Annotated in this window: 18 protein-coding genes; 10 read left to right on the top strand and 8 right to left on the bottom strand. The window is 33.4% G+C overall.

The genetic code is table 11. The features are described 5' to 3' along the window. Positions 1 to 35: 35 nt before the first annotated feature. Positions 36 to 425, top strand: coding sequence for a DUF1573 domain-containing protein (locus ACUN3A_RS13970; RefSeq protein ID WP_445551889.1), 390 nt, complete (start codon positions 36 to 38; stop codon positions 423 to 425). Positions 426 to 473: 48 nt separating this feature from the next. Here ACUN3A_RS13970 and ACUN3A_RS13965 read toward each other — a convergent pair whose 3' ends face one another. Further along, positions 474 to 1805: a PDZ domain-containing protein gene (locus ACUN3A_RS13965; protein WP_445551888.1), complete on the bottom strand. Its 1332-nt coding sequence runs from the start codon at positions 1803 to 1805 to the stop codon at positions 474 to 476. 126 nt (positions 1806 to 1931) lie between these two features. Between ACUN3A_RS13965 and ACUN3A_RS13960 the strand changes: the two genes are divergently transcribed. The 6 genes from ACUN3A_RS13960 (at position 1932) to lgt (ending at position 7460) form a co-directional block, all read left to right on the top strand. Next, positions 1932 to 3128, top strand: a complete 1197-nt coding sequence (locus ACUN3A_RS13960) for a pyridoxal phosphate-dependent aminotransferase (protein WP_445551887.1) — start codon at positions 1932 to 1934, stop codon at positions 3126 to 3128. Between the two features lie 203 nt (positions 3129 to 3331). Next, on the top strand, positions 3332 to 4003 hold the full coding sequence (gene folE, locus ACUN3A_RS13955) for a GTP cyclohydrolase I FolE (RefSeq protein ID WP_445551886.1): 672 nt from the start codon (positions 3332 to 3334) through the stop codon (positions 4001 to 4003). A gap of 150 nt (positions 4004 to 4153) precedes the next feature. Continuing rightward, positions 4154 to 4519, top strand: coding sequence for a four helix bundle protein (locus ACUN3A_RS13950; RefSeq protein ID WP_445551885.1), 366 nt, complete (start codon positions 4154 to 4156; stop codon positions 4517 to 4519). A gap of 82 nt (positions 4520 to 4601) precedes the next feature. Beyond that, positions 4602 to 6080: a cysteine--tRNA ligase gene (cysS, locus tag ACUN3A_RS13945; protein ID WP_445551884.1), complete on the top strand. Its 1479-nt coding sequence runs from the start codon at positions 4602 to 4604 to the stop codon at positions 6078 to 6080. A gap of 45 nt (positions 6081 to 6125) precedes the next feature. Beyond that, positions 6126 to 6374, top strand: coding sequence for a membrane protein insertion efficiency factor YidD (gene yidD / locus ACUN3A_RS13940; RefSeq protein ID WP_445551883.1), 249 nt, complete (start codon positions 6126 to 6128; stop codon positions 6372 to 6374). A 156-nt stretch (positions 6375 to 6530) separates the two neighbouring features. Beyond that, positions 6531 to 7460 (top strand): prolipoprotein diacylglyceryl transferase, encoded by a 930-nt coding sequence (lgt, locus tag ACUN3A_RS13935; protein WP_445551882.1) that lies wholly within the window; start codon positions 6531 to 6533, stop codon positions 7458 to 7460. Between the two features lie 54 nt (positions 7461 to 7514). Here lgt and ACUN3A_RS13930 read toward each other — a convergent pair whose 3' ends face one another. Together ACUN3A_RS13930 and ACUN3A_RS13925 are read right to left on the bottom strand one after the other, a co-directional pair. Then, a complete protein-coding gene (locus tag ACUN3A_RS13930) occupies positions 7515 to 7805 on the bottom strand; it encodes a putative quinol monooxygenase (protein WP_445551881.1) in 291 nt (96 codons plus the stop codon). Positions 7806 to 7807: 2 nt separating this feature from the next. Then, a complete protein-coding gene (locus tag ACUN3A_RS13925; protein ID WP_445551880.1) occupies positions 7808 to 8401 on the bottom strand; it encodes an NAD(P)H-dependent oxidoreductase in 594 nt (197 codons plus the stop codon). Positions 8402 to 8503: 102 nt separating this feature from the next. On the opposite strand from ACUN3A_RS13925, the gene ACUN3A_RS13920 reads away from it, so the two are divergent. Then, positions 8504 to 9397 (top strand): LysR family transcriptional regulator, encoded by an 894-nt coding sequence (locus ACUN3A_RS13920; RefSeq protein ID WP_445551879.1) that lies wholly within the window; start codon positions 8504 to 8506, stop codon positions 9395 to 9397. 107 nt (positions 9398 to 9504) lie between these two features. On the opposite strand, the gene secDF is transcribed toward ACUN3A_RS13920, so the two are convergent. The 3 genes from secDF to gyrB form a co-directional block, all read right to left on the bottom strand. Next, positions 9505 to 12480 (bottom strand): protein translocase subunit SecDF, encoded by a 2976-nt coding sequence (secDF, locus tag ACUN3A_RS13915; RefSeq protein WP_445551878.1) that lies wholly within the window; start codon positions 12478 to 12480, stop codon positions 9505 to 9507. Positions 12481 to 12704: 224 nt separating this feature from the next. After that, the gene (locus ACUN3A_RS13910; protein ID WP_445551877.1) at positions 12705 to 13640 is read right to left on the bottom strand and encodes a malate dehydrogenase; all 936 of its coding nucleotides are present in this window, start codon (positions 13638 to 13640) and stop codon (positions 12705 to 12707) included. A 54-nt stretch (positions 13641 to 13694) separates the two neighbouring features. Continuing rightward, positions 13695 to 15641: a DNA topoisomerase (ATP-hydrolyzing) subunit B gene (gene gyrB, locus ACUN3A_RS13905; RefSeq protein WP_445551876.1), complete on the bottom strand. Its 1947-nt coding sequence runs from the start codon at positions 15639 to 15641 to the stop codon at positions 13695 to 13697. Positions 15642 to 16177: 536 nt separating this feature from the next. Between gyrB and ACUN3A_RS13900 the strand changes: the two genes are divergently transcribed. Then, positions 16178 to 17185, top strand: coding sequence for an IS110 family transposase (locus ACUN3A_RS13900; protein WP_445549790.1), 1008 nt, complete (start codon positions 16178 to 16180; stop codon positions 17183 to 17185). Positions 17186 to 17416: 231 nt separating this feature from the next. After that, the gene (locus ACUN3A_RS13895) at positions 17417 to 17875 is read left to right on the top strand and encodes an RNA methyltransferase (protein ID WP_445551875.1); all 459 of its coding nucleotides are present in this window, start codon (positions 17417 to 17419) and stop codon (positions 17873 to 17875) included. A gap of 103 nt (positions 17876 to 17978) precedes the next feature. Here ACUN3A_RS13895 and gatB/aspS read toward each other — a convergent pair whose 3' ends face one another. Continuing rightward, positions 17979 to 21308, bottom strand: a complete 3330-nt coding sequence (gatB/aspS, locus tag ACUN3A_RS13890; protein WP_445551874.1) for a bifunctional amidotransferase subunit GatB/aspartate--tRNA ligase AspS — start codon at positions 21306 to 21308, stop codon at positions 17979 to 17981. Next, a complete protein-coding gene (locus ACUN3A_RS13885) occupies positions 21308 to 22705 on the bottom strand; it encodes an amidase (protein WP_445551873.1) in 1398 nt (465 codons plus the stop codon). The genes gatB/aspS and ACUN3A_RS13885 overlap by 1 nt, the downstream gene beginning before the upstream one ends.

The following is a 22705-nucleotide window of genomic DNA, read 5'->3' as shown; positions in this document are numbered from 1 at the left end:
AGTACATTTACTATACTTTCAAAAAAAACTAAGAAATGAAAAATATAAAATTACTTATAATATTCCTATTTTTAAGCTACACGGGCTTTGCGCAAAGTGGTCCTAAGATAGAGATTCAACAAACTGACAATACGATTGATTTTGGCAAAATAAACAAGTCTACTGATAATGGAGTTCGAAACTTTACATTTACCAATATTGGAGATGCTCCTTTAACTATTACAGGATTCCAATCTACAGCTAGTTTCACTATTTCATATAAACCTAATCAGCCAATTGCTCCGGGGAAATCAGATAAAATAGAAATAAAATACAATATGGTTCCTGGTCCAATTCGTAAAACCATTACACTAGAAACAAATGCCGTAAATTATGACGGAGGTCGAGTTCCTCTCAAAATTAAAGGGGAAGTAATGACCAATTAAAACAAACTAATTCCTAAAAAAACGCTTTTAAAAAGCGTTTTTTTTTATTTATAAATCATCGACCAATTGAAATGCGAATTTTAAAACTTCATTATTCCTTTGTATTTCTAAGTAAATCCATTTATCCTCATGTAGCTTAAACATTTCATTCAGTTTTTGTAGTGAATAATTATAAGCTGCTGTTTTATTAACCTTAAGAATTAGATCTCCCACTTGCAAACCACATTTTGCTGCAGCTGAATTTTTTCGAATATTAGCAATTTCATAAATTGGTTTGAGCTGAAATTTATATTTAAAATCATTCGTAATTCTATTTCCTTCATTATCAAATGTAATTGCTCCGGATATAGGAACCGTCTCCAACCTTACTGTTTCTTTCACCCATTGAATGCCATTGTGTTTTATTTCAATACCGCTTTTATTATAAGAAAAATGATCATTAAAATCACCGTTTTTTTTCAAATATAGCTGAGCATTTTTATAATCAAATACTACCGAAAAGCGTTTTAAAATTTCTCCTCCAATAGATCCAACTCTATTTTTCACCATACGAACATTTTTTATAGAACTTGAATCTGGGAAAGCTACGATTGGTGACTTAAAAGTAAATTTATCAAACGAAAAATTAGAAATCCTGGCTCTTTTCCCTTCGATATCTCCGCTAAAACCTTTTCCTAAAAAATCATCAAAATTTTTAGCCGGCACTTTAATTTGATCTGATAAATTTTGAAAAAGCCACACTGAATCACTATTGCCTATATCTATTAATAATTTTACCTGTACTTTTTGTTCATTAATATCTACTTTACCAATCAAATAAGGCTTAAACTTTTCAATTGTAATGGTCATTTTATCGAATTTTCTTTCGATTTTTTTTTGATTTAAATCATCGTTCTTATACACAATTATTCTCTTGCTAGTATAATCAATGCGAACCAAATTGTCTTTAAAAAATTGATAGCCAATAATACCATTTACAGGAATACCAATTTGTGATGAAAGATTAAAACTCTGATCCAAAATGACATAAATAAGCTGACGAGTTGCTTTAACGCCATCCAAGTCCAAAATATTATTGGTAGTTTTTAATCCTTCAATTGCATCTTCACTGCCTAAACCTCGCAGAGTTATTTTTTCGGAATTAAAAAAATTAACTTTTGGATTATCTTCCAAACTAAAAAGAATAGTTTCCTCTACCCCAGTATCCAAAAGAAAATTCAACTCTACGCCATTTACCTTTATAGGAACAAAAACTAAGTTATTTATTAGTTTTATGGGTATCGAAACTTTTTCAACTCCTTTATCAAACACAAAACTGTCCTGACCAAAAACTGGTATTATTGTTAGTAATAAAAGAAAAAATACACATTTTTTTTTCATTTAGTGATATTTCTACATTGTTACTCAATTATACAACAATAATCAATCAAAAACAATAAAATAGGCATATTGTTTACTGTGTTTTTGGAAAATAAATTGCAAATTTGCACCTCAAATTTTATAATCATGCCTGAAATTTCAATCAGAGGTCAAAGAATGCCGGAATCACCAATTCGAAAATTGGCTCCATATGCAGACATAGCGAAGAAAAAGGGGCATAAGGTTTATCATTTAAACATTGGACAACCTGATATAAAAAGCCCTGAAATTGCTATCCAAGCGATAAAAAACATTGACTTAACTATCATAGAATATGGCCCGTCAGCGGGATACGAAAGTTACCGAAAAAAACTAGCCCAATTTTACACCAAACAAGATGTAAAAGTAGGTTATGAAGATATAATGATAACCACTGGTGGTTCTGAAGCACTTTTATTTGCTCTTGGAAGCATCATGGATCCAGGAGATGAAGTCATTATTCCTGAGCCATTTTATGCCAACTATAGCGCATTTTCAGAAGAATCAAGTGCCAAAGTTGTACCCGTAATTTCTACTATTGAAAGTGGATTTACGCTACCAACAATTGAAGAATTTGAAAAAGCAATCACATCAAAAACAAAAGCTATTTTAATTTGTAACCCAAATAATCCAACAGGATATTTATATTCAGAATCTGAAATTAATCAGTTGGGAGAATTGGTTAAAAAGCATGATTTGTTTTTAATCGCAGATGAAGTATATCGTGAATTCATATACGATGAAAGAGACAAACACTTTTCTGTAATGAACTTAAAAGGAATCGAACAAAACGTAATCATGATTGATTCAGTTTCTAAAAGATACAGTATGTGTGGCGCACGTATTGGTTGTATGGTAACTAAAAACAGAGCCGTTATTGCTGCCGCGATGAAATTTGCACAAGCTCGTCTATGCCCGCCAACAATCGAACAAATTGCTTGCGAAGCTGCAATTGATACACCTCAAAGTTATTTTGACGAAGTAATCGTTGAATACAAAGAACGAAGAAATATTTTAATAAGCGAATTGAACAAAATAGAAGGTGTAGTAGTAAAGACTCCAAAAGCGGCTTTTTATTGTATCGCCCAATTACCCGTTGATAATACCGATGATTTTGCACAATGGTTATTAGAAAGCTTTAATTCGAATGGTGAAACTGTAATGGTAGCTCCAGCAGCTGGATTTTATTCGACACCTGGAGTTGGTTTAAATCAAGTACGAATTGCATATGTTCTTAAAAAAGAAGATTTAATAAGTGCGGTTCGGATTTTGAAAGAAGCACTAACTGCTTACAATTCAAAATAAAGAAAAAGAAAAACACCCTTACCTTATAAATATCAAAAGGCAATAGCAATTTATGTTATTGCCTTTTTTGTTTTGATATCAAAATAATCAATATTTCTATCGATTTTATGTATAATTAAAAGCCAAAGCGATAGAAAATGTTTCCTTTTTATTAATTATCTTTACCCCTTAAAAATAGACACTCATAATAATAGTAGCTTTTAATGATAAACAACGAAGAATTTCAGGACGAAATAGGAAACAATCATATTAGTACAAATGCTCAAAATCCAGTAAGAAAAGACGCTTTTGACATTACCGATGAAGAAAAGATTGAAAAAATAAAAAAAGATGTTGAAAACATTCTACTAACACTAGGAATGGACTTAACTGATGACAGCATGAAAGGAACCCCTAATCGTGTTGCAAAAATGTTTGTAAAAGAAATTTTTGGAGGACTAAATCCAGACAAAAAACCGAAAGCATCCACTTTTGAGAACAATTACAAATATGGAGAAATGTTAGTTGAAAAAAACATTACGCTCTACTCTACCTGCGAACACCATTTATTGCCAATTATCGGAAGAGCACATGTTGCTTATATTTCGAGTGGAAGAGTTATTGGTCTTTCTAAAATGAACCGTATCGTAGAGCATTATGCCAAAAGACCTCAAGTACAAGAACGTTTAACCATGCAAATTGTTCAGGAACTTCAACAAGCTCTTGGCACTGAAGATGTGGCTTGCGTGATCGATGCGAAACACCTTTGCGTGAATTCTAGAGGAATCAAAGATATCGAAAGCAGTACGGTAACTTCAGAATTTGGTGGAAAATTCAAAGATGCTCAAATCAAAAGAGAGTTTTTGGATTATATCAAATTGGAAACAAAATTCTAAATAAAATGTTGAATTGGTTATTTGTTGAATCGATCATTCGCTAAACACTTTCACAATGATGAATTGGCTAATCGTTGATTTGTCAGAATGGTAGTTAAACGATTAAACAATACACAATTAAACGATTCAACTTTTTAAATAAACAACAAGATGTATATTTTTTCATTTGAAAAACTTGATGTTTGGCAAAATTCAAGAGAATTTGTTTTAACAATTTACAAACTGATAAATAATTTTCCGTCAACTGAAATTTACGGTATCACATCTCAAATAAAAAGAAGTTCGTCATCTATTGCGACAAATATAGCTGAAGGAACTTCTAGAAACACAAATAAAGATAAAGCTCACTTTCTTACTATTTCATATTCTTCGGCAACAGAAACATTAAATCATCTTATAATTTCAAAAGACCTTGATTATATTTCTGAAAAAGAATATTTAATTTGCAGAGAAAAACTTGAAAAAATTTGTAACCAAATAAACAGCTTAAAAAAATATTATCTTTCACAAGGGTAAAAGTTTAATCGTTGATTCGTTTAATCGGTAATGCGGTAAACAATTCAACAATTAAACGATTAAACAATAAACGAATAAACACATGCCGCTATATAAAAGTCAGACCTTAAAAATATACAATTCTCTTTCTGGAGAAAAAGAAACATTTACACCAATTAACGAAGGAAATGTGGGGATGTATGTATGTGGGCCAACGGTTTACAGCAATGTGCATCTTGGAAATGTAAGGACTTTTATGTCATTTGATGTAATTTTTAGATACTTATTGCATTTGGATTATAAAGTGCGTTATGTTCGAAACATTACCGATGTTGGTCATATTGTAGACGATGTGGATGAAGGCGAGGATAAAATTGCTAAAAAAGCGCGTTTGGAACAATTGGAACCTATGGAAGTGGTACAACGCTACACAGTAGATTTTCATGATATTCTGAATGCTTTTAACTTTTTACCACCGAGTATAGAACCAACAGCAACTGGGCATATTATTGAGCAAATCGAAATCATAAAAACCATTATTGACAAAGGAATTGGTTATATAGCCAATGGCTCTGTTTATTTTGATGTTGTTAAATTCAATGAAACGAATCATTACGGAATATTAAGTGGCCGTAATATTGAAGATATGCTGGCTAATACCCGCGATCTTGACGGACAATCTGACAAAAGAAACCCACAAGATTTTGCGCTTTGGAAAAAAGCCGAACCACAACATATTATGCGTTGGCCATCTCCTTGGAGCGATGGTTTTCCAGGTTGGCACTTAGAATGTACAGCAATGAGTACCAAATATCTTGGCAATCATTTTGATATTCACGGTGGCGGAATGGATTTGAAATTTCCACACCATGAATGTGAAATTGCACAAAACGAAGCTTGCACTGGACATACACCGGTAAACTACTGGATGCATGCCAATATGTTAACTTTGAATGGCAAAAAAATGGCAAAATCGACTGGAAATAACATTTTGCCAGGAGAGATTTTAACTGGTGATAATGCTTTTTTGAGTAAAGCCTTTTCAGCATCTGTGGCTAGATTTTTTATGCTACAAGCACACTACAGAAGCATTCTTGATTTCTCTGACGAAGCTATTACTGCAGCCGAAAAAGGATATAAAAGATTAATGGAAGCGATAGAATCTTTAAATGGAATTTCACCAAGCGAATCGAGTTCATTAAATATAGCTGATTGGAAACAATTGTGTTATGATGCCATGAATGATGATTTCAATAGTCCAATCCTTATTGCACAATTATTTGAAGGAGTTCGTTTTGTTAATTTATTGAAAGACGAAAAAGAGACTTTAAATGCCGCAGATTTGAAATTATTCACAACAACAATGCAAGCTTTTGTATTTGATGTTTTAGGATTGGAAGAAGAGAAAACCAATGGTAATACCGAAAAACTAGAAGGCGTGGTTAACATGCTTATCGGTATGCGTAAACAAGCTAGAGACAATAAAGATTTTGCATTATCAGATCAAATTCGCGACCAGCTAATAGCTTTAGGCATTCAATTAAAAGACGGGAAAGAAGGAACAACATTTAGTGTTCAGTAGTCTAATTTTTAGTATTCGGCTGAACACTGATTACTTTATAAAAATATGCTAAACAAAATCCTCATCTATCCATTTGTATTGCTCGTTCGGTTTTATCAAGGCGCAATTTCTCCTTTTACTCCCGCAGCCTGCCGATTTGAGCCCACCTGTTCTAGTTATATGATTCAAGCCTTACAAACTCATGGATTGTTTTATGGAGGCTATTTAGGTTTAAAACGAATTTTAAGATGTAATCCTTGGGGCGGAAAAGGATATGATCCCGTTCCTGAAAAGAAATGTAAGCATAAACATTAAACAAAAATGCAGATGATATTGGTTTTGTTGGAATATGTAATTTACGCATCCTCATTAGTATTGTCCACTAATTCATGGTCTAGCTGATTTCTTACCTTTTAGTTAACATAATTACTCAATTCAAAATAGTATTTTCACAAAAAAATAAAAAATTAAATGACACACGCTTTAAACATTGTCTGGAATCCTTCCGAAGGTATTGATTTAGGTTTTTTCATTATTCGCTTTTACAGTTTAATGTTCGTAATTGCTTTTGGATTAGGATGGTATATCATGAAGCAAATTTTTGACAGAGAAAACATTTCCATCGACAAATTGGATTCCTTATTTGTTTGGACAGTATTAGCAACATTAATTGGTGCTCGTTTGGGGCATGTCTTCTTTTACGATTGGGAATATTACAGAAACAATCTAGCTGAAATCGTATTACCTTTCCGTTTTAATCCAAAATTTGAATTTACAGGATATCAAGGTCTAGCTAGTCATGGAGCTACTATTTCCATCATCATTGCTATGTACTTCTTCAGCAAAAAAGTACTTCATAAACCAATATTATGGATATTGGACCGAGTAGTTATTCCTGTAGCCAGTGGAGCAATTTTTGTGAGATTAGGAAATTTTTTCAATTCAGAAATTTTAGGAAAAGAAACAACTTCAGCATTTGGAATTCGTTTTGTGAGAGACCAATTTACTCCAAGAGAAGCTGTAAATGCAACACAACTTCCTACGCCAAAAGAAGCTTATAACGCTATTGCTACCAATCCTCAATATGCTAATTTACTGGAACAAGTTCCTGCTAAACATCCAGCACAATTGTATGAAGCTATTTGTTATGTTTTTGTGTTTGCAACCTTGTTTTTCCTTTACTGGAAAACGGATACCCGAAAAAAATCTGGCTTTTTATTCGGTTTGTTCTTAGTTCTTTTATTCACTGTTCGTATCGTAGTTGAGTCAGTAAAAGAAAGTCAAGGCGGTTTCGAAAGCGATTTAGGAAACATATTATCAACAGGTCAATGGTTGAGTATTCCTTTTATAATCGTGGGATTATATTTTGTAATTACTGCAAAAAAGACAAGCGAAATATAAATTGAGTTTTTCATAATTTAAAATGCCACTGAAAATTCAGTGGCATTTTTTTTATTATCCAATTCTAGAAGTCACATAAACTACTATTTTTTCTTCTAAAAAAAGTTCCGAAGTGTGATCAAATTTCAAGAAATATGGTTGTTCTTTATGCAAATCCAGTCCTTCCTTATTTTTCCAAACTTCGTGAAGGATAAAGATATTTTGATCATCTATATTTTGATGTAAATCATATTGAAGACAAGCTTTTTCCTTTTTAGAATTTTCTGCTAAATTTTCCAAAACCGCTTTTAATTCTTCTCTATATCCAAATTTACTTTTGATAATTACTGTCAAATTTATTTCCATAATTAGTTCAAAAATAATTGAGACAAATGATTTCTGTACATTTCTAAATCACTATCTACGTTCGCTCCTTTCATAACATCATGAAAATGCAAGCTTTCTAAAGGTTTCAATCCTGTAAACGCATTCATTTTGTGAAATCCAAATAATGGTCCATCATCGACACTTGTTTCATCAAAAAACTCGCCTGGCAACGTAAAAGCTTCTTTCGGTGCATTCCAAGAAGTAGTTACCATGTATTTTTTTCCATGTAGCATGCCACCTGTTCCGTAATTTATCGCTGGGTTTTTAGACGATCTACCATCGCTTTTATAAATACCATTGTTATGTCCTTCGGTAAAAACTACATCAATATATTTCTTCAAAGCGTGTGGCAATTGAAACCACCAAATCGGTGTATGATAAATAATCACATCAGCCCAAACAAATTTATCCACTTCTTGAGCTGGATCATACTCATCATTCACATCTGTACTTTTCACTTCGAAATCTTTATGATTTATAAAAAAATCTGCAGTGGCATTCGCTATTGTTTGATTGAATCTTCCTCCTGAATGTCCAAACTTTTGACCTCCATTTATTATAAATATCTTTTTCATATCGTTTTATATTAATTTGATACTGCAAATTTACAACCAACATAACTATAATAAAAATAACATAATTCATACATTTGTATCATAATTATAATACTTATTGGAATGGTAAATCTAGAATGGTACAGAACTTTCAAATATATTTACAAAACTGGTACTTTGACTGGTGCGGCTGAAGCATTATTTATTTCACAGCCTGGAGTTAGTTTACATTTAAGTTCACTTGAAAGTTACGTCGGTTATAAATTATTCGACAGAACTAGCAGAAAAATGATTCCCACCGAAAAAGGAAAAGTACTCTATAATTTTATAACCGATGCATTGTCTAAATTGGAAGAAGCAGAGAAAAATTTTCAGCGAAGCACAGAAAAAAACACGCCAACAATAAGCATTGGAATGTGTTTTGAGACGTTTCAGATAACTTTAGAGCCATATTTAGCAACATTTCCTTTCAATGTTATTATACAATTTGGAGAATACCCTGAAATGATCGAAAATCTAGACAAAGGAATTCTAGATTTAATCATTACCCCACAAATGATAGTCAAGAACACTATCGATTATCAAGCCTTCTCTTCAGAAACGATTGTTCTCATAGGCGGTAACGAAACAGATTCAGACGCCTTTGACAATTTAAAAAAACAAAATAACTTAGAAGCTATAGAAGACTGGCTCAAACAGCAAAGATGGTATGGAACAACAGGAGACATGGAGCATTTAAGACGCTTTTGGCAGCTAAATTTCAACAAATACGCAGATTTTAGACCTAACTATATTGTTCCTAATTTAAACTCAATAGTACGCTGCTTGAGCAACAGCAATGGATTAGCGGTAATTCCAGATTTCTTGTGTAAAACAGAACTCGAAAACGGAAAAATCAAGCTTTTGTGGCAAGGAAAAACACCTTTAAAGAATACGCTGTACTTTGCAACAAAAAAGAAAACCATTTATATAGATCAAATACAATTAATAAAAGAAACCTTCATCAAAATAATGTAAGTAAAAGCATTTCTGAACATAATCATACATTAGTTACTCTAATTATAAAGTAAAAAAAAAGATTCAACTTTCGTTGAATCTTTTTTAAAAAAATATACTTGTTATTTTTAAGCTTGCACTTCTTGGTGTTTAACTTCCACTTCATGCTTCTCATCTTTAGAAATGGTATCAACCAATACCGGAGTTGCAATAAACAATGAAGAATAAGTACCAATAATAATACCGATAAGCATTGCAAAGATAAATCCTCTAATAGATTCACCTCCAAAAATAAACATAATCAACAATACAAAAATCATTGTCAATGAAGTATTGATTGTTCTTGACATTGTAGAGTTAATAGATTTATTTACAATCTCAGAGAAAGAACCTTTTGTTTTACCATCTAAGAACTCACGTACTCTATCATAAACGATTACAGTATCATTCATAGAATAACCAATAACTGTCAAGATAGCCGCAATGAAGTGCTGATCAATCTCCATACCGAAAGGCATGTATTTCCAAAGCAATGAGTACACTCCTAATACGAAGATAACGTCATGTGCTACCGCTGCGATTGCACCTAAACTATATTGCCATTTTCTGAAACTGATTACTAAATACAAACCAACAATAAGCATTGCTCCTAAAACAGCCCAGTAAGCATTTGTTTTAATATCTTCCGCTACAGTTGGACCAACTTTTGATGCTTGTAAAACACCCAATTTTTTACCTTCATAAGCATTTACAAACTTATCATAAGTCATATCTGCACCATAATGCTTTTTCAGAGTTTCAAACAACTTTTTGTTTACTTCTTCGTCAGCAGCACTTCCAGTTTCTTGAATTTTATATTTAGTTGTGATTTTCAACTGATTGTCTTCACCAAATATTTTAACCTCGGCACTACCAAACACTGCAGTCAACTCATCTTTAACCTCTTCTGGCTTCATTGATTTGTCAAAACGTACTTGGAAAGTTCTACCTCCAACAAAATCAACACCCTGATCAAAACCGTTAGTTGCAATAGATGCAATACTTACAATAGTTACTACAGCAGAGAAAAGGTAAGTCCATTTTTTAATTCCCAAGAAATCAAAATGGAAATTTGTAAAGAAATTTTTAGAGAAATTAGTAATGAAAGTCAAATCATTTTTACCAGCAATATTTTTATCAATAAAGATTCTAGCAATAAAGATAGAAGTAAATAAGGATGTAATAATACCGATTAATAAAGTAGTAGCAAAACCTTTAATTGGTCCAGATCCGAAGATAAACAATACAGCACCTGTCAAAATGTGGGTTACGTTAGCATCCACAATAGAACGCATCGCACCAGTCCAGCTATAAGAAGCTTTAACTGCTTCATCAAGTGACTTACCAGCTCTTAATTCTTCTTTTGCTCTTTCATATATAATGATATTTGCATCTACAGCAGTACCCATTGTTAAAACGATACCTGCAATACCTGGCAATGTAAGTACAGCACCTAAGCTTGCCAAAATACCAAACATAAATAGTAAGTTAACTGCTAAAGCAATATTTGCATACCATCCTGCTTTACCATAGTAAATCATCATCCAAAGAGACACTAAAAGCAATCCAATTACAGCAGAATTTGTACCGTTATCAATAGCTTCCTGACCTAAGGACGGTCCTACAACTTCAGACTGAACAATTTCAGCAGCAGCAGGTAATTTACCAGCTCTTAATACGTTTGCTAAATCTTTAGTTTCTGTAACATCGAAATTTCCAGAAATTTCAGATCTACCACCAGCAATTGGTCCACTAGAAACTCCAGGTGCAGAATAAACAACATCATCAAGAACAATAGCAATATTACTTTTTTGAGTATAAGCTCTTCCTGTTAATTCTTCCCATTCTTTAGCTCCTGTGTTATTCATTTGCATAGAAACAGCAGGTTTTCCTAATTGATCAAATGTATCACTAGCATCAGTAACAACACCACCTCCCATAGAAGCAACATTATCTCTATTTCCTTTTAAAGCATATAATTCAACAGCTTCAACATCTTTTTCTTTTGCATCTTTAATAGTCGTTGGTTTTCCCCAAACGAATTTTGCATAACGCTGGTCACCTGCCAACAAAACTCTAATATCAGCTCTTTTAAAATAAGAGTTAATTACAGCAGTATCTTTTGGAGAGAAAAGACCAAGAACTGGTCCTCCACCTTGAGCAAGAATTTTATCAATAATAGGATTGTTTCCTTTTTTTGTAGTAGTAGAATCTTTTGCATCAGTCAATAAAGCACTTAAAGAATCTTTTGCAACAGTTTTAGATTCAACTTTTGCTACTTCAGTTTTTTTCAAAGCCTCATTAGCGGCCATGATGAAATTACCAATTTCTTCAACTTTATAAGTTTCCCAAAACTCTAATTGAGCTGTACTTTGTAATAACTTTTTAATTCTATCAACATCTTTAGCTCCTGGAAGTTCTACTAGAATTCTTCCAGACTCTCCTAATTTTTGAATATTAGGCTGAGTTACACCAAATTTATCGATACGTTTTCTCAATACTCCAAAAGCACTTTCTACAGATTCATCAACTTTTCTTTTGATTACTTTTTGAACTTGTGCATCTGTCATTTGAAAAGTAACTCCACCATCCCCTTGCAAACTTCTGTTAGCAAAAATATCTGGTGACGCTAATTTCACAGACCCTTTAGAGTTCGCTTCGAAAGCTTCAAAGAATGCGTCAATATACGTTTGATTTCCTTTTTGATTTGCAGTGGCATCAGCCAAAGATTTATTAAAAACAGGGTTTTTCGAATTATTTGACAATCCTTTCAAAATGTCTTTAACAGAGATTTGAAGAATCACGTTGATTCCACCTTCTAAGTCAAGTCCTTTATTGATTTGTTTATCTTTTACTTCATTGAATGTAAAATCAGTAAAGCCTAAATTAAATACTTTTTCTTTACCAATTGAATCCAAATATTTTAATTCTTTTTCTGGATTTCCTCCAGCAAAAGATTTTGCATCACTTTTGACTTTACTAGAGATAAAAGTGAAAGAAAGTTGGTAAATACTTACCAATGCAAATAGAATTGCGAAAAATTTAATAAGTCCTTTATTCTGCATTATTACTAAAAATTAATTATTTTTATTTATTATTTTTTGTTTTAAACCCTATAAAATAAGCCATTACGTCATTTTTGAAAAACAAAAAAGAAGTGTACGATTTATATCATTTTTTTTAAACCGAGCAAATATATAATTAACGGAAAGATTAACCAATTTATTTATTAATTAATATCAAAAAAAAGACCGCAAAATTGCAGTCTTTTTTTTTATGCCGTAAATTATTATGCTAAAACCGATTTTAAATCAGCATTCATATTTCTTACTGCATCAGCACTTTTAGCAAAAGCTGCTTTTTCAGCATCATTCAATGCAATATCCACAATTTGCTCCACACCATTTTTACCTATAATACAAGGTACTCCAATACAAATATCATTTTGACCATATTCTCCTTCGACAAAAACAGAACAAGCTATCATTTTCTTTTGATCATTCAAAATACTATCAACCAAATAAGCAACAGAAGCCCCCGGAGCATACCAAGCCGAAGTACCTAATAAACCAGTAAGTGTTGCACCACCTACCATAGTCGCTGCAGCAACTTTATCCAATTCTTCTTGAGACAAAAATTGAGAAACAGGAATACCATTATAAGAAGCTAATCTTGTTAAAGGAATCATTGTAGTATCACCGTGACCACCAATTACCATAGCTGAAATATCATTTGATGGTTTATCTAATGCTTTAGACAAATAATATCTAAAACGAGAGCTATCCAAAGCTCCACCCATACCGATAATTCTGTTTTTTGGCAATCCAGTAGCTTTCAATGTCAAATAAGTCATTGTATCCATAGGATTTGACACCACAATAATAATACAATTTGGAGAATGTACTAATACATTTTCTGCAACAGATTTAACAATCCCAGCATTAATTCCAATTAATTCTTCCCTAGTCATTCCAGGCTTTCTAGGAATTCCTGAAGTGATAACAACAACATCACTGTTCGCTGTTTTAGAATAATCATTGGTAACACCTGAAACATTGGTATTAAATCCAGTATTAGTAGCACATTGCATGATATCCATAGCTTTACCTTCGGCAAAACCTTCTCTGATATCCAATAATACTACTTCACTTGCAATTCCTCTATAAGAAATTGAATCTGCACAGGATGCTCCCACATTCCCCGCTCCTACAATGGTAACTTTCATTTCTATTTAGTTTTATATTATTTGCAAATTAAAAAACACAGTTACCCTAAAGAACTAAGCATCAATATTAGCGTAAACAGCATTTTTCTCGATAAACTCTCTTCTTGGCGGTACTTCATCCCCCATTAACATTGAAAAAACCCTGTCAGCCTCAGCAAGGCTATCAATATTTACTTGTCGTAAAGTTCTAAAAGCCGGATCCATTGTAGTTTCCCACAATTGCTCAGCGTTCATCTCTCCAAGACCTTTATAACGTTGAATAGCAGCACTTCCTCCCATCCTAGCATTTGCCTGATCACGTTGATCGTCATTCCAAGCATATTCTTTTTTATTTCCTTTTTTAACCAAATATAAAGGCGGAGCTGCAATATAAACGTGCCCTTCCTCAATTAATTCTTTCATAAAACGGAAGAAAAATGTCAAAATCAAAGTAGAAATGTGACTACCATCGACATCGGCATCACACATGATAATTACTTTATGGTAACGTAATTTCGAAATATTCAAAGCTTTACTATCCTCTTCGGTTCCAATAGTTACCCCAAGTGCTGTAAATATATTTCGAATCTCTTCGTTTTCAAAAACTTTATGATGCATTGCTTTTTCAACATTCAAAATCTTACCACGTAATGGCAAAATAGCTTGAAAAGCACGGTCACGACCTTGTTTTGCCGTTCCACCTGCCGAATCTCCCTCGACAAGATACACTTCACATTTTGCAGGATCTTGTTCTGAACAATCCGATAATTTTCCTGGTAATCCACCGCCACCCATTACGGTTTTGCGTTGTACCATTTCACGTGCTTTCTTAGCTGCGTGACGAGCCTGAGCAGCCAAAATTACTTTTTGAACAATGATACGAGCATCATTTGGATTTTCTTCCAAATACGCTTCAACCATTTCTCCAACAGCTTGACTTACAGGCGAAACAACCTCTCTGTTTCCTAATTTGGTTTTGGTTTGCCCCTCAAACTGAGGTTCGGCCACTTTTACAGAAATAATTGCTGTAAGACCTTCTCGGAAATCATCTCCAGAGATATCAAACTTCAATTTATCTAGCATTCCCGAAGTATCAGCATACTTTTTTAAAGAACGGGTCAAACCAGTTCTAAAACCTTGTAAATGCGTCCCTCCTTCGTGAGTGTTGATGTTATTTACGTAAGAAAAGATATTCTCACCATAACTTGTGTTATAGATTAAGGCAACTTCAACTGGAATTTCTCCTTTGTCGCTGTCCATTGAAATTACATGTGAAATAATTGGCTCACGATTTCCATCCAAATAACGGATATATTCTTTTAAACCTTCTGTAGAATGAAACACTTCCGAAAGAAAGTTTCCATCTTTATCAACTTCTCTTTTATCAGTAAAAGTAATTGTAATTCCTTTATTCAAGAAAGACAATTCTCGCATACGCGCCGAAAGAGTATCGTATGAATATTCTATTGATTGTGTAAAAATAGAAGGATCTGGATAAAAAGTTACAATTGTACCTCTTTTTGTAGTTTCACCAATTTGTTTTACAGGATAAAGTGCTTTTCCTTTTTCATATTCTTGTTCATATACTTTTCCATCACTACTATGAACGGTCGCTCTTAAATGGTTTGACAACGCATTTACAACAGAAACTCCAACTCCATGCAGTCCTCCAGAAACTTTATAGGAATCTTTATCAAATTTACCTCCGGCACCAATTTTAGTCATTACAACCTCCAAAGCCGAAACACCTTCTTTTTTATGAATACCAACTGGAATACCACGTCCGTTATCTTCAACAGAAATAGAACCATCTTCATTAATATCCACTCGTATCGTATCACAATGACCTCCCATTGCCTCATCGATAGAGTTATCTACTACCTCATACACCAAGTGATGTAATCCTCGAACACCTACATCTCCAATATACATCGAAGGACGCATTCTTACGTGCTCCATTCCTTCTAATGCCTGAATACTATCTGCTGAATAATTATTTTCCTTCTTGATTTCTTCGCTCATATTTTTTATTCTAAAAAATGTAATTTTTGTCTAACGAACAAATATATAAAAACAGAAATTAGAACACAGTTAAAATTAGCTTTTAACCGCTTAAGTTATTAACATTTTGTTGATTTTTTAGCTTAAAAATCAACCTTTCAACCCTTACACTTAGCACCATTGACTTATTTCTATCTTATTATTTTTTCTCAACTAATCAAAACTGACAAACATTTAAATTTTCTATACAAAAAAGACAATTTGGGCGTGCCATCAGCAAACAAAGGGGCTTAATTTTGCATGCGCATATACAGCCCCATTGCTTGCTGCTGTCGGGCTATCCGCCTTTACTTTGTGTTTAATAAAAACAGTAACTTTATTCAAAGGAAAACAGAGGTGAACTATGCTATCCGCCAAGCTTGTGACTTATGTAGCGCATTAGTCCTCTGTCTTCTCCTTGAATCCCGTTGAATTGCTTCAAATAGAATGATAGACATCAAGGTCTAATAAAGGCTCTAAAGAAGTTCAACATTTTTGTTTATCCTAAATTCAAAGTTATGAAAAACTATTTATTTTATGTAGGTGTTGATATTTCAAAATCAAAATTAGATGTAGTGCTTTTAAAAAAAGAAGAGCCAAATGTAATTAATCATTTCATTGTAGAAAACAATTTAAAAGGTGTTAAGGAAATTTTAAAAAACTTAACAAAACAGAAGATAGATTTAACTGCTGTTTTGTTTTGCTGTGAAAACACCGGGGTTTATACTTTTCCTTTGAGTAGCTGTCTATCTGAAAGCAATCTTGATTTCTGGGTTGTACCAGCCATTGAAATCAAACGATCTAAAGGAATCTCGAGAGGCAAAAATGACAAAGCAGATGCTAAAGACATTGCTTTGTACAGCCTCCGAAATGTTGATAAACTAAAACTCTCTACTTTGCCAGAAACAGTAATTCAACAATTAAAATTGCTTTTCACTGAAAGAGAAAAAGTAATGAAATCATTTAAAATTTTTGAGAGGACAAAAGAGAATGCTGCTTTTATGCCAAAACAGATTTATCAATCAATTAAAGGAATAAATAATAAAACGGTGAAGTTTTTAAAAGCAACATTAAAATCTATTGAGAAGGAAATGGAAGCAATAATATCTAGTCATTCTGAATTGAAAAAACAATTTGAATTGATTAAAAGTGTTCCTGGCATTGGAGATAAAACGGCTATCTATATGTTAATTGTTACAAGAGGTTTTACAGCATTTGATAATGCGAGGAAATTGGCTTGTTACGCTGGAACCGCCCCTTTTGAACATACGTCGGGTTCGAGTATAAAAGGACGAACCAAAGTAAATCATATGGCAGATAAAAAAATGAAATCAATATTACAAATGTGTGCTTTAGTAGCAGTAAAACATGATCCGCAACTCAAAGAATATTATGAAAGAAAAAAAAGGGAAGGCAAAAATGCTATGTTAATCTTAAACAATGTAAAATGCAAAATAATAGGACGTGTTTTCTCTGTAATTAACAGACAAACACCATATATAAACACATATAAATTTGCCTGTTAATCTTTTAAATTTAATTGTTTTTTATCATAGAATGCGCTACTTCGGTAGCCTACTTCTATCCCTCACGCAAACCCGTAGTCCTAAATAAATTTTATTTTCAACAACAACTTCCCACCACCAATTAAAAGAATTTAAAAACAGATACACAATCAGAAAAACAGCAATTAAAAAAGACGTTTTTTAAATAAACCAAAAATTTGAAAATACTATCAACAATTGTACTTTTGCATTATGAATGATAATTTTATAAATGAATTTTTCGGCATCGGAATTCAAAACGGAAAAACTCCAGAAAACTTGGGTGTTTTATGGCGCTCTGCACAAAACTTAGGAGCCAGTTTTATTTTTACTATCGGCAATCGATATGCAAAACAAGCTTGTGACACACACAATGCTGTAAAATCGATGCCTTACTTCCATTACGAAAATTTTGATGATTTTTTCAACAACCTACCTAAAGGTGCACGCTTAGTTGGTGTAGAATTAGATGACAATGCTGAAGACTTAGAAACTTTCGAACATCCAAGACGTTGTGTATATTTATTAGGCGCTGAAGATAACGGCCTTTCTAAACAAGCCATTGAAAAGTGCCATTATTTAGTAAAATTCAAATCCGAAAAAAGTTTAAATGTATCAGTTGCAGGAACTATCGTTCTATACGACAGAGGACTTAACAAACCGAGATCTTAAGGCAAACCACAGCATTTTTAATCACATTACCACATAAAAAAAGCGGATTTATATCTTTCGATACAAATCCGCTTTTACTATTAATTTAGATTTTAAAAATCTATTATCTCATAATCTTCACATTCATTTCTTCTACCTTTTTATCTGATAAAAGAGATGGTGCTCCAAATAATAAATCCTCGCTTGATCCTGTTTTAGGGAAAGCCATAACTTCACGAATCGATGCCTTTTTCTCTAAAATCATCATTAAACGATCGATTCCCCAAGCAATTCCTCCGTGTGGCGGCGCTCCATATTGAAAAGCTTTATACATCGTTCCAACGCTCTTCATCATTTCTTCTTTGTTATAACCCATATTTCTATAAGTTGCTTCCAAGATTTCAGATTTATGTGCACGAACTGAACCTCCACCGATTTCATAACCGTTTAAGATTATATCGTATTGTTGCGCGATGATAGATCCAATTTCATTATCATCTCCTTTCATATGCTTTTCTAAATCGTAAATCGCAGGCATCGAGAACGGATTGTGTGTAAATGTCCATCTACCTTCGTCTGTTCTTTCAAACATTGGGAAATCAACCACCCAAGCCGGACATAATTCCTTCGGATTAATCAAATTTAACATCCTACCCATTTCTTGACGAACGGCATCCAAAGCTTTATTAGCTGTAGCATAATCCGCTGCAGAGAAGAATACAATATCACCCACTTGCGCATTAGTCGCTTTGATAATTCCTGCAGCAATTTCTTCACCTAAAAATTTGATAATTGGCGATTGCAAATCCTCTTCATTAACGATAATATAAGCCAAACCTCCTAAACCGTGTTGTTGTGCAACAGCAGTCAGTGTTTCAATTTGACCTTTAGACATACGCTTGTTTCCTTGCTCTTGAGCCGAAACTTTGATACATTTTACAATTCCACCTTCTTCAATTGGTTTACTGAATACTTGGAAAGTCGTATCTTTTACAATATCTGTAATGTCTTGCATTTTCAAACCGTAACGCAAATCAGGTCGGTCACAACCATAGAAATCCATTGCATCTTTATAGGTAATCACTTCAAACGGACGTAAAATCCATTTTTTACCGTAAATTTTAGCTACTATTTCATTGAACATTTTCGTGTTCAAATCGATAATTTGTTGCATACTTGCGTAAGCCATTTCCATATCCAATTGCGTAAATTCCGGCTGACGATCTCCACGAGAATCCTCATCTCTAAAACAACGTGCAATTTGGAAATATTTCTCATAACCACTTACCATCAACATTTGTTTGAACTGCTGAGGCGCTTGTGGAAGCGTATAAAACATACCCGAACCTTTACGTGTAGGTACAATAAATTCACGTGCTCCTTCATCAGTTCCTGCACTTAAAATCGGCGTTTCAATTTCTAAGAACTCTTCTTCATCTAAAATGTCACGCAACAACTTAATTACTTTATGACGGTTTACGATGGCTCTTCTAACTTCTTCGTTTCTGTGATCTAAGAACTTGTATTGAAAACGAATCGCTTCGTTTGTCTTTGCCGCTCTTTTAATTTCGAAAGGCAATGTTTTAGACAAGTTTAGAATTTCTAATTCAGAAGTTTCTAATTCAATTTTACCGGTACGCAAACCTGCATTATAGTCATCTTCATTACGTCCAACAACGATACCTGTTACAGCAATTACTGATTCCGGTTTCAATTTCACCAACTCATCGATATTAGGAAACGATTCTCTGCTGATACGTACTTGAAAAATCTCATAACTTGAATCACGTAAATCGATAAACATCAATTCACCGTGGTCACGCACACTCGCAATCCAACCGGACAACATCACTTCTTCTTTGATGCTTTCTTCTGATAATTGCGAAATTTTATGCGTTCTATACGTATCTTTTATAATAATTGGAACTTCAGGAAGTGTTTCTTCTTGTTGTTCTTTTGTAGCAACAACCGTTTCTTTAGCAACATTTTCAGAAGTTGCTGCCTTTTCTAAAACAGCATCGGCTCCTAACTTGTCTAAAATAATTTGACGAATTACTTTACCATTCGCTCCTTTTCCGATAACGCCTAAAACTTTACCAACTAAAATACCTGCTTTTCCTTGGTCTCCTGCTTTGATATCATTGGCAACAGCCTCATTCTCTGAAAGAACTTTAGCTATAACTTCTTGAATCGTATCTTCTGAAATCGTATTTTCTTCAAAATACTTTTTGTAATCAAAATTTTGATCTTTCAAATAACCCGTAATCGCATTTTGAACTAAAACCGCAGTGATTTTTTCAGCTTTAAACAACACAAAAATGGTTACTAAATGCTCAATATTATGGATTTTAGCGTAGTCTTCTGCCTTAACATTATTTGACAAAGTTTTAGCAACAAAAGACGGATCATTGATTTCGTTGTTTAATGTAACGAAGGTTCTTGAACGCAAAGCATCAGCTGTAAAAAATTTAGCATCTTGTGGCAAAACACCTCCACCAATTAAAATAGATTCCACTGCATAAGGCAAAGCGCTTGTATCCACTTTAATCGCATCGATTTCTGCTTTGATATTTACAAAAGGTAAATCCGGCTCCGAAATAAAACGGTAATCCGCTTCGAATTCTTTTTTACGCATTACTTTGGTTTGCTTCAAATCAGCATCCCATAAAACCGTTGTTTGATCAGGTCTAAATGCAGCATTTTCTATGAAATAATTGAATTGTTTCTCCACCTCTTCTTTCAAAGCTTCCACCATAAACTTAAACGAGTTCAAGTTTTTGATTTCCGTTCTTGGGTTTAAAACATTCGAATCAATTTTGCGTAAAGAAACCGAAACATCCGATTTGAATTCTCCTTTTTCTAAATTCGCTTCCGAGATTCCTAAATTCTGAACAATACGCTGAATGTATTGCGCATAAGTCGAAGCATCTTCAATATTACGAACGCAAGGTTCTGTAACAATTTCGATTAATGGCACACCTGCTTTATTAAAATCGACTAACGAAATTTTCTTTTCGTGCATCAATTTTGCAGCATCCTCTTCAATATGAACTTGTGTTAAATTTACAGTAAATTGAGAACCATCATTTCTATAACAAGACACTTTTCCATCAGGAATGATTGGATTGTGAAATTGTGTTATTTGTATGTTTTTCGGATTATCCGGATATTCGTAATGTTTTCTATCCCAAGAGATAATTTCATTACTAAAAGTAGATTCTACCGCTTTTCCAAAATAAATCGCTTTTGTAATTGCTTCTTTATTCAGGGCAGGCAAAACGCCCATTTGTCCCGTACAAACGGAACATATATTTTCGTTAGGTGTTTCTATTTCTTGATTTGGACAAGAACAAAACAACTTGGTTTTGGTATTCAATCGAACGTGAGTTTCAAGTCCAATTACCAATTCTAAATCGTGGGCTTTTAATGCCGCTGTTAATTGCTCCAATTCCATTATATTGTATCTTTTAAGAAGTTTGCAAACTTCAACACTAATTCATCATTATTTTTTGCTGCCGTAATTTGCAGTCCTGTACTTGTTCCTTGTGGCACGGTTAAAGTTGGTAATTGCCCCAAACTAAAACCAACCGTATAAGCATCTGACAAATACATCGCCAACGGATCTTTTAAACTGTCTCCAATTTTAGGAGGAGTACTTGGTGTAACGGGCGATAAGATAATATCTACTTCGTTAAAATCTTTACTGAAATTTTCAGAAATCTGATCTCTTAAAGCCAATCCTTTCAAATATATTTCATCTGAAAACCCTTGAGACAACACTTGGTTTCCACCCACAATTCTGCGCTTAGTTTCTTCTGAAAAGTTTTCAGAACGCGTTACTGCATAAGTTTCAATTAAATTTTCAGCTTCAATACGGTTTCCATAATTTGTTCCATCAAGACGAGATAAATTAGAAGCCGTTTCTGCCATTGCCAATGTATAATAAGTCGAAACTAAAATATCAGATTTGAAAAAATCTAATTCTTTTACCGCAATTCCTTTGGCTTTTATTTTTTCGATACTAGCTAAAAAATCCGCTTTTATTTGCGAATCAATAGCTTCACTTTCGATAAAGTTTTTGAAATAACCAATTGTTTTCACAGCTGAAGTTGCAATTGCTTCTTCACTAATTTCATTTGAAGTAATTGAGGTTTGATCTTTTGCATCTTTTCCGCTCATTACATTCAACACAATTCGAATATCTTCAACCGATTTTGCCAATGGACCAACGCAATCCGTAGAGGATACATAAGCCATCAAACCGTATCTTGAAATTCTTCCGTAAGTTGGTTTTAAACCGTAAATATGATTGTATCCTGCAGGCTGACGAACAGAACCTCCCGTATCGCCTCCGATAGAAAATACAGTGTAATCTTTAGCAACATTTACCGCAGAACCTCCACTTGAACCTCCTGCTACTAATTCCGGATTGATAGCGTTTTTCACGGCACCAAAAATGGTGTTTTCACTCGAAGACCCGTGACCAAAACTATCGCAGTTTTCTTTTACTAACGGAATAGCACCTGCATCCAATAATTTTTGAATGGCAGTAGCGGTATAAGGCGATTTATAATTTTTCAACAAATCTGAACTTGCAGTAGTGAAAGTTCCTTGAACCATAAATACATCTTTAATTCCAAAAGGAATTCCTTCTAACAATCCGATGGTTTCTCCACTTGCAATTTTAGCATCTACTTTAGCGGCTAAATCCAAAGCCAAAGTATCTAATAAAGAATTGACAGAATTGTATTTATTTTCTTTAAGTAAGTTCAGTTTTTCTTGTACCAAAACCGTACAAGTTATTTCTTTCGACACCAATTGTTGGTGTATTTTTTTTATCTGAGAATCCAT

This window comes from Flavobacterium sp. WC2509 (genome assembly GCF_052683105.1).
This window is presented reverse-complemented; position numbering and strand designations above follow the sequence as displayed.